This window comes from Paenibacillus forsythiae T98 (assembly GCF_000520735.1).
In the GTDB taxonomy this organism is placed as follows: domain Bacteria; phylum Bacillota; class Bacilli; order Paenibacillales; family Paenibacillaceae; genus Paenibacillus_AQ; species Paenibacillus_AQ forsythiae.
The window spans coordinates 1-8,146 of the sequence record NZ_ASSC01000354.1; the positions used below are offsets into that span (position 1 = coordinate 1).

General features: G+C 54.1%; 8 protein-coding genes and 1 pseudogene. 1 reads left to right on the top strand and 8 read right to left on the bottom strand.

Features of this window, described 5'->3' with window-relative positions; translation table 11 throughout:
• The 4 genes from L692_RS28500 to L692_RS0111355 all read right to left on the bottom strand — a co-directional run.
• Positions 1-385: hypothetical protein (locus L692_RS28500; RefSeq protein ID WP_036723273.1), on the bottom strand; the 385-nt coding region annotated here is incomplete at its 3' end.
• 17 nt (positions 386-402) lie between these two features.
• On the bottom strand, positions 403-1,137 hold the full coding sequence (locus tag L692_RS0111345; RefSeq protein WP_025699923.1) for a CpaB family protein: 735 nt from the start codon (positions 1,135-1,137) through the stop codon (positions 403-405).
• A 112-nt stretch (positions 1,138-1,249) separates the two neighbouring features.
• On the bottom strand, positions 1,250-2,149 hold the full coding sequence (gene purU, locus L692_RS0111350; RefSeq protein ID WP_025699925.1) for a formyltetrahydrofolate deformylase: 900 nt from the start codon (positions 2,147-2,149) through the stop codon (positions 1,250-1,252).
• Positions 2,150-2,192: 43 nt separating this feature from the next.
• Positions 2,193-3,320 (bottom strand): deoxyribonuclease IV, encoded by a 1,128-nt coding sequence (locus L692_RS0111355; protein WP_025699927.1) that lies wholly within the window; start codon positions 3,318-3,320, stop codon positions 2,193-2,195.
• 171 nt (positions 3,321-3,491) lie between these two features.
• Between L692_RS0111355 and L692_RS0111360 the strand changes: the two genes are divergently transcribed.
• Positions 3,492-3,956 carry a DUF2621 family protein gene (locus tag L692_RS0111360; RefSeq protein ID WP_025699929.1) on the top strand — a complete coding sequence of 155 codons (465 nt, stop codon included), beginning with the start codon at positions 3,492-3,494 and terminating at the stop codon, positions 3,954-3,956.
• Between the two features lie 14 nt (positions 3,957-3,970).
• Here L692_RS0111360 and L692_RS0111365 read toward each other — a convergent pair whose 3' ends face one another.
• The 4 genes and pseudogenes from L692_RS0111365 to L692_RS32650 form a co-directional block, all read right to left on the bottom strand.
• Positions 3,971-5,548, bottom strand: coding sequence for a DUF6382 domain-containing protein (locus tag L692_RS0111365; protein ID WP_025699931.1), 1,578 nt, complete (start codon positions 5,546-5,548; stop codon positions 3,971-3,973).
• Between the two features lie 37 nt (positions 5,549-5,585).
• On the bottom strand, positions 5,586-6,101 hold the full coding sequence (locus L692_RS0111370) for an A24 family peptidase (protein ID WP_025699933.1): 516 nt from the start codon (positions 6,099-6,101) through the stop codon (positions 5,586-5,588).
• Positions 6,102-6,125: 24 nt separating this feature from the next.
• Entirely contained in the window at positions 6,126-7,130 is a 1,005-nt protein-coding gene (locus tag L692_RS0111375; protein ID WP_232238770.1) for a TadE/TadG family type IV pilus assembly protein, read from the bottom strand.
• Between the two features lie 46 nt (positions 7,131-7,176).
• Positions 7,177-8,146: pseudogene (locus L692_RS32650) on the bottom strand (hypothetical protein); the annotation flags it as partial.

The following is an 8,146-nucleotide window of genomic DNA, read 5'->3' on the forward strand; positions in this document are numbered from 1 at the left end:
CGATTCCCGGTCCGGACCCGAGCACCCCAATTACATTGCCGCGTTCGTCCCCGTCCTCCTTCAAGATCAGCCGGATCTTCTCGATGATGGCCGAAGAAGTTGAGCGAGGCGGCAGGAAGTGTATTCCCAGCTCCTCACAGGTCAGATGGATGCCGTGATACCCGCGCACCCCGCGCTCCAGATAAAAATAAAGGATGATCGTATCTGGATATTTTTCGCGCAGCCCCCGGAGCTCGGAAACCTCAGCCTGGCCGCTTGCAGCTATCAGCATATGACCCGCCATTTGCTGAGGATCAGGAAGCGCGGTTTGCATAACAACGGTGTAGCCGGCCTGCCGGATATCGTTAATCGTCAGTTGGTCCAAGCCGAGACTGAATATTTTCATAAAACGTCCCCTCCCTTCTATTCCACCCGGACAATCCACAGCTTGCAGCCGCGCTCCAGGTACTGCTTCAGCAGTTCGCCGTCGCTCTTCTTCAGCTTCAATTCCGGAACCGCCACCTTGCCGGTCGAAGTCACCCGGTTATTGTCATTGCCAAGCTCCGTGTCGCGAACGTCGTTGTTGTCTTCCGTGCGGACATAATTTACGGTCACTCCGGTTAGAAAAACCTTCTCCGGCATAATTGCCTGCTCTCCGCCCGGGCTTCCCTGTGCAGCTCCTGTATCCATGCTGGGGCCTCCCCCAGCTTTCGCTTCCTCCCGCACAAGATAGATGTCCACTTTATCCCTGCTGCGGAGCGAACCATTGATCGCATAGACCGCTTCCTTCGGGACCGGAAAAATCCCCTCGTCCGCCCTGGGCTCCACATTGTTCAAATCAACAAGCCCTTCCGTTAAAATGCTGCCGTCCGTCAGGCTGACGTTGGTGATTTTGCGTTCCGCCAGATTAATTTCCGTTACAGCCCCGGCGGGAACATCCTTTGTCTGTACGGAATCGAGATACAGCTCACCCGCCTGCAACTCGTGATTCTTGGGCAGCACCCCTCCCCCATCCACCTTCACTTTCACTACGGTCTGGGACAGCACGTAGGGCTTGAAGTAAAGGTCGTATCCCAATAGACCGCCGAAACCGATAAGCAAAATCAGAACAGCAAAAAAGTAATTGCGCTTCAATAAATGACCGCGCTGCGCCGACAAGTAGATTTCCCCCTTTACAAAGTAATTTTTGCGTAAAAAAACACACTTTGGCACAGATCGCCAAAGTGTGGGTAAAATGCTTTTTTACCTATAGAAGCAAGCGGATATTCGATTAGTTGAACACGACCGTCTTGTTCTGATGTACAAGGATACGGTCCTCGATATGCCATTTGACAGCCCTGGCCAATACGACTCGCTCAATGGTGCGGCCGATCCGCTTCAGTTCGCCAACATCATCACCGTGGCTGACCCGCTGAACATCCTGCTCGATAATCGGGCCGCCGTCAAGCTCCTCGGTTACATAGTGGGCGGTAGCGCCGATGATCTTCACCCCGCGCCGGTATGCCTGGGCATAAGGATTGCCGCCGATAAAAGCCGGAAGGAACGAATGATGAATATTGATGACCCGGTTCTTGTAGCGCTCAATAAACGACGGAGAGATAATCTGCATATACCGCGCCAAAATAATGACGTCGATGTCCTCCCCGACCACCTTCAGTTGGCGCCGTTCCGCCTCCGCCTTCGTATCCGCCGTTACCGGGATATGATAATACGGGATGCCGAATGACTCGACATATTCCTTCATATCGGCATGATTGCTTACTACCAGCGCGATGTCGGCGTCCAGATCGCCCGCCTGCCACTGCCAGAGCAGCTCGACAAGACAATGATCCTCCTTGGATACGAAGATCGCGAGCCTTTTTTTATGGCTGACATTGAACATTTGCCAGTTCATTTCAAATTGGTCGGCTATGGCGCCGAACTCCGCCTGAAGCTGCTCCATACGCTGCTCCAGCTTGGGAAGATCGAACTCGATTCTCATAAAGAACATCCCGCCCGACGGGTCCATTGTATACTGATCCGACTGCACAATATTCGCCCCGTGGTCGAACAGAAAACGGGATACCGCAGCGACTATTCCCGGGCCGTCCGGACAGGAGATGAGCATGCGCGCCCGGTTGGGGTGCTGCTCGCCTGGACTGGAATGTTCTCTTTTAACATGCAATTCCATTGAATTCTTTCCATCCTCTCGTCGTGTAGGCATCTCTTGAAGTCTAAGCGTTAACCAGCACCTGCTTGCCCGCCAGCCAGGCGATCAGCCGGTGATTTACCGCTTCTTCGCATAATTCCGGAAACAGCCCGGCGGCGATCACCTGATCGTACAGTCGCTCCAGCGGCTCGCGTGAATCCGCCTTCTTGGCCTTGGCGTCGGTCTTGAGCAAATTCCAAATATCAAGCACATATTGGCGGGGATTCAGCTCCTCTTTGGTAAAGAAAGCGTGCAGTTCCTCTACCTGGGCCAAAAACTCTCCCCCGAAACGTTCCTGAACATTCCCGCGCAGCAACGCAATTTCCGCTTCATACATCGGCCGCTGGGTCTTGGCGTCTTTGCCGATCCAAGGCGTTTCAAGGATGAACGGGCGTCCGGCAAGCAGTTCATGATGAACCACCCTGTTGATCGTATCGAATCCGATCCAGCCTGAACCAATTGGCGCATGGCGGTCTTTGCGCGCACCGCTTGGATTTTTACTGTCATTGATATGCACCACGCCAATCCGGTCCAGCCCGATGGTTTTATCGAATTGTTCAAGAACACCGTCCAGGTCGCCTACGATATCGTAACCGGCATCATGGATATGGCATGTGTCGAGACAGATCGACAACCGCTCGTTATGGACGACTTTATCGATCATGGACGCGATTTCCTCGAAGCTCCGCCCGAGCTCCGTTCCTTTGCCGGCCATAGTTTCCAGCGCAATATGAACCTCTGTCTCATGCGTCCCGCCCAGCACCTCGTTCAGACCGTCGGCAATCCGCTGGATGCCGTATTCCGGGTCCTTGTCCGTATAAGCTCCGGGATGCAGCACAATATGCTTGACTCCCAGCGCATGGGTGCGGTGAATCTCCTGCTGGAGAAAATCAACAGCAAGCTGATAGGTATGATTTTTATAGGAAGCCAGGTTAATGATATATGGAGCGTGAACGACAATCTCTTCCACGCCATTGTCCCGCATCGCCGCTTTGCCTTCTTCGGGGTACATGTCTTCAATCGGTTTCCGGCGGGTATTTTGCGGTGCGCCTGTATATATCATAAAAGAGCTTGAACCGTATTCATTCGCTTCATTTGCCGCGCTGAGCAGTCCCTTGTCCGCGCACGACACATGGGAACCAATTTTTAGCATGCCATTCTTCCCTCTTTCTTTCACGAATTAAAACTTATTTTATCGTGATTGGGACAATAAATCTAGGCATTGCCGATATCTGGCTGCCGCCTTCGCAAAACGCCGGTTATACGCTATAATTTAAACTGGAAAGAAGTCTATGATCATAATCATTGATGAGGTGATTCCATTATGCTTATCAGATCAGGGCTTGGCTGGCTGTCCGCTTCACCGAGCAGCTTATTTATGAACACGATCGCTTTCTGGACATTTGTGCTGCTGGGCTGCATGGGCATCGGCGGCTATTTCATGTTCCGCAAATTTCTCAAGGTGCTGCCCAAGGCGGATGGCAAATCCAAGCTGGACTGGCAGAACTATTGGGTGGAGCGCAGCCGTCCGCTGTGGAGCGAAGAATCCAAAGCCTTTCTCGACCAGCTTGTGCAGCCCGTCCCCGGACCTTTCCGCGATATCGCCAAGCATTCCATCGCCGCCGAAATCGGCAGGATCGCCATCGAAAGCCATGCGGGCGAGGTTACGCGCGATCATTGTATCCGGGGGTACATCTCCGCCACTCCAAGACGCGACAGCCGCTTCCTGATGCAATTTCTGGAAAAGAACCATATCGACTACTCCCCTTACCGCCATTTAATGAAATGATCTGCTCTCACGAATCATAAACGCTGATGAAAAATGTAGTTTCCTTTTACAATAGTGAAGACATCGCCGTCATCCAGGGGATACTCCTTGTACGGAATGATCGTCTCTCCCTTAAAACGGGTGCCGTTGCGCGAATCGAGATCTTTCAGCATATAGCCGCCGCCGCTTCGGAAGATCTCGGCATGAACCCTGGAGGCCCCTTCCGATGTTTCCACATACTGCGCCACCTCCGGCGAACGGCCGATAATAAAGCTTGTCCGGTTCAATTCGATTTTTTCCCGCCGCTCGCTTCCGTCCTCCGTTCTTTCAAGATAAGGCAGCCCTCCTTCGCGCTGCTTCGCTTCTGCGGACGCCGGGACCTTCTCCCTTGGCAGCAGCACGGTCGCTAATCCGGAGTCGGATGTCTTCGTCTTCTCACTCCATCCCTTTTCTTCGGATTTGAATTCAAGAATTCCCGCAGCAACCCGCTTACTCCGTTCAACAGGCGCGGATTGAAGCTGCCGGGCTTCCTCCAACTTGTCCTGCCTGCCAAAAGGCCGTGCCGATCCGAATCCGGCGGTCAATGTAAATCCCGGATCATCCGCGCCCTCTTCCGGCATTTCTTCCTCTTCCGATTTTCCCCGTCCGATTCTCCCCATCCATGCAATACCGCTTATTACAGCCAGCGCAACCGTCGCGAAACCGCAGAGCACTAATTGGAGTCTGCCGGGACGGTCAAGATATACGTATTTCCACATCAAAGCGTCCACCAGGATACATCCGAGCAGGATATACGTTTTCTTCGAGGAGCCTTTGCCGTCAGGCGGACGAACCGAATCAAGAGCCAAATCAGGCTCAGCCTCGTCCCCGTCCTTCCATCGACTCTTTTTTTCTCCGCCAGGCTTGACGTTATCCTGTTTGTCCTGAAAGAAAGAACTGCCGCCCATCCATTCGGCAACCGGCAATTTGGCAGCTTCGGACGAAGACGATGCCGCTGCCTCCGTCTCCGCATTCACTATCGAATGCCGCTCCCCGGCATCCTCTGTCAGCAGCGCCGAAAGAAGCTCCTTCCAGCCCAAAGCGGTGCATTCATCCTCCCCGCAGTAGTGCAGCAGCCGCTGGACACCGTCCCCGCTCAGCTCTGTCACGCTTGGCATCAGCGCCATAATCAGCCCCTTGAGGCTCTCTCCCAAGGACTGTGACGAATCGATCGTCTGCAGAGGAACGTACGTTAGATATACCTTTCCTGTCTGCAGCGGACCTTCGATAAAAATGTAATCCTCGTGCAAGGTGTACTGCTCGGGCCGCAGCATATGCAGCCTTCCTGCTTCCATGCCTTGAGCAACCTGCAGCAGCAGCCCGTACAGTTCGGCCAGACTCAGTCTTGCTCCTTTGAGAAGATGCGAGAGCAATTTTTTCCCGGATACCGAATATTCCAGCGTTACACTCAGATCCACCTCTTTGAGAAACAGCCGCAGATGATGCGGAATGCTTAAGGAGGACAGCATGCGGCTCTGAACCGTATTCAGCTGCGATACCGGGATTCCCTCCTGCCCTCCCAGCACCATCCGGATGCCTTCCTGCTGCACAAAATCCCGGGTTAACCCAAACATCGGCGCTCACCCCCAATTCCAAATAAACCAATGCTAATTATGTCCATCCCCCCAAAAAAGCCGTTACCGCGCCGGGCATCACCGCCAGCATGAAGGGAAACCGCAGCATTTCGCAGTCATGCCCTTTGAACAAAGTCCACTTCGGCATATAAAAGACTCCCGCCAGAAGTCTTGCGACACTCCGCAGCCGACGGAACGTTTCCCGTCTCTTAAGCATAATGATCCAGCCTATTGCCGCCGCGAACAGCAGCGAGTAGACGATAACCTGAGCGGTAAACAAAAGCCCGGTCCAAGCGCCGATCCCGGCAAAAAGCTTGACGTCGCCCGCCCCGACAGCCCCTATAATGTGCATGATCAGGAGGAGCATAAAGCCTGCGGCCGCCCCTGCTCCCGCGAACAGCAAGCCTCTCCAGCCTCCGGTCAGCCCTTGAGCCATAAGGCCTGCCAGCATAGCCGGCACTGTAATCCAGTTCGGTATTTTCATTGTCAGCATATCCGTCAGGAACGCCGCCCCCAAAAAGGGCAAGCAGCCCCAAAATGCCCATTCATTCATTGCCACGGCTCCTTATTTTGTGAATCAATCCGGCTTATCTGCTACGTAAAATTGGCCTTCCGACGATTGGCCATCCTCTGTCTCTATAACGAATGTCGGCGTTGAGCCCGGCGTCGTTTTGCCGCCGATTCTCCAACTCCACTCGATATAGCCGTCCGCGTCCGCTGTCTTCCAGCCCAGATACTTGGCGGTGCTTTTTCCGCTTTTATAGAAAACGGTGAGATTCGCGGAAGCATTCGGCGCTATTTTAATCCGGATAACTCCCTGTTTATTCGGCCTTGCGGGATTCGGCTTCTCCAGTACGGCAATGGAGCCGCTGCCTTCCTCTCCGCCTTCCTGATCGCCGCTTCCCCCCTCGCCCACAGCTCCTATCCACAACCGTTCGACTGAGGCAGCCTCCAGCACAATGCTTCGGTTCAGAAACGGCACCTTCATCGGCAGTTCATAGCTGACTTGAAGACCAAAGTAAGGCTTCGCGCCGTCTTTCAGCTTTGGAACAACTACGTTCGAGACATGAATCCGCCTGTAATCCAGTATGTCCGAAGTGATATAGGGCCTCAGCAGCGGCTTTAAGGCAGTGTCCAAAACCATCTCCGAGCCTTCGGCCTGAAGCTCCTGAAGAGGGCCTTCTCCTTGCTCCGCAGCGCTTCTGATCCACTCATCAAGCGGCGAAGGCAGCTCGGAAGCGTACTGCTCGGCCCAATCGGCAACCGATAAGCGCGGGATGGACCACACGGACGTCCTGCCCGTCCCGGCGGCTTCGCCGGCAATGTTTCCGGAGGCCGCCTGTTCATCAGTCCCATTCGCGGCCTCACCGGAGGTATTTCCGGACTGTGCCGTTCTTTCCACAGCCAAAGCGGCCGGGTACATATGAGTGGCCACCTCTTTGACGGTATCGGATACTGTGCTTTGCAGGGCTGTCGAATACAGCGTCATTTGGATGATAAAGATCAGGAACAGCACGAACAGTAAAAACACGGGCAGCACCATCGCCGCTTCCACGACCATGCTGCCTTCGCTTCTTGTCATCCATCCCCTCTTGCGCCGATCCTTCATCTCCTCCGTGTTCCTCCCGTTAATACGCAAAGTCTGCCTTAACCACGCTGAAATAAGTTTGGCCGTCAATCTCCCCAGGAACCGCGCCGGTATGCCGGAGCAGCTTCATTATGCCGGGCAGGAACCATAATCTCATTCCGATCCTGATCTCAGCGGAGGCATAAGTGCTGCTATCATCCGGATTAATGCCCGTATTCAGCCGGATCAGCGCCAGCATCCGCGACAGCTCGGCTTGCCCCGAGCCATGCAGCATCATGAACAGACGTAAATAATCACGGTAAGTCAGCTTGGCTGGCACATATTCGGATAAGGGAGCCGCTCCCTCCCGGCAGAGCGTAATCATATCCTTTACCGCCTCCGTCAGCCCGTACAGCACTGCCGAAGCCACGATAAGCAGCGGATTGCCCAGTCCCGCTTTCTTTACAAACCCTTCCATGGTTCGAACAGCCAGCCGCATGGCGAATATCTCGCTGTATGCCGCGCCTACATTCAGTCCCGGCCGATTGAAGCCGTATAAAATATACTCCAGCTCCTGGCTGTGCGGATCTAGCTGATCCTTTAGCTTCTCTCCAATCTCTTCGGTGGTCCCCCCGGCTATATCCGTAAGCTGGGAAATATCAAAATGCGGAAAATACTGCGCCGCATATTCGCTTTGGAACAGTCTGTCCCTGGAGGCGAGCATCACACCGCTCAGCGCTTCGTACAGGTCGTCCATGTGATTCATTGCCGCGCTTTCGGCAGCGTAAGGATCATTCTCCGCAGGTCGGTCCGGTGAATTCTCACGCAATCCCCGGTTATAATCGACATTCTCTTCATAGTATTGATTCAGCATTTCGTAACGTTCCAGAGCCTCTTTAGCACCGCCCGCCAGATTGCGAAGAGCCTCGGCGGTTTTAAGCGCCTCTCCGAGTTTAGTCTTCGCTTCCCGTTCCAGTGCTTTGCGCTGATTGTCCGAGCCTCTATGCTCCCCGATTTCAGACGCTTCACGG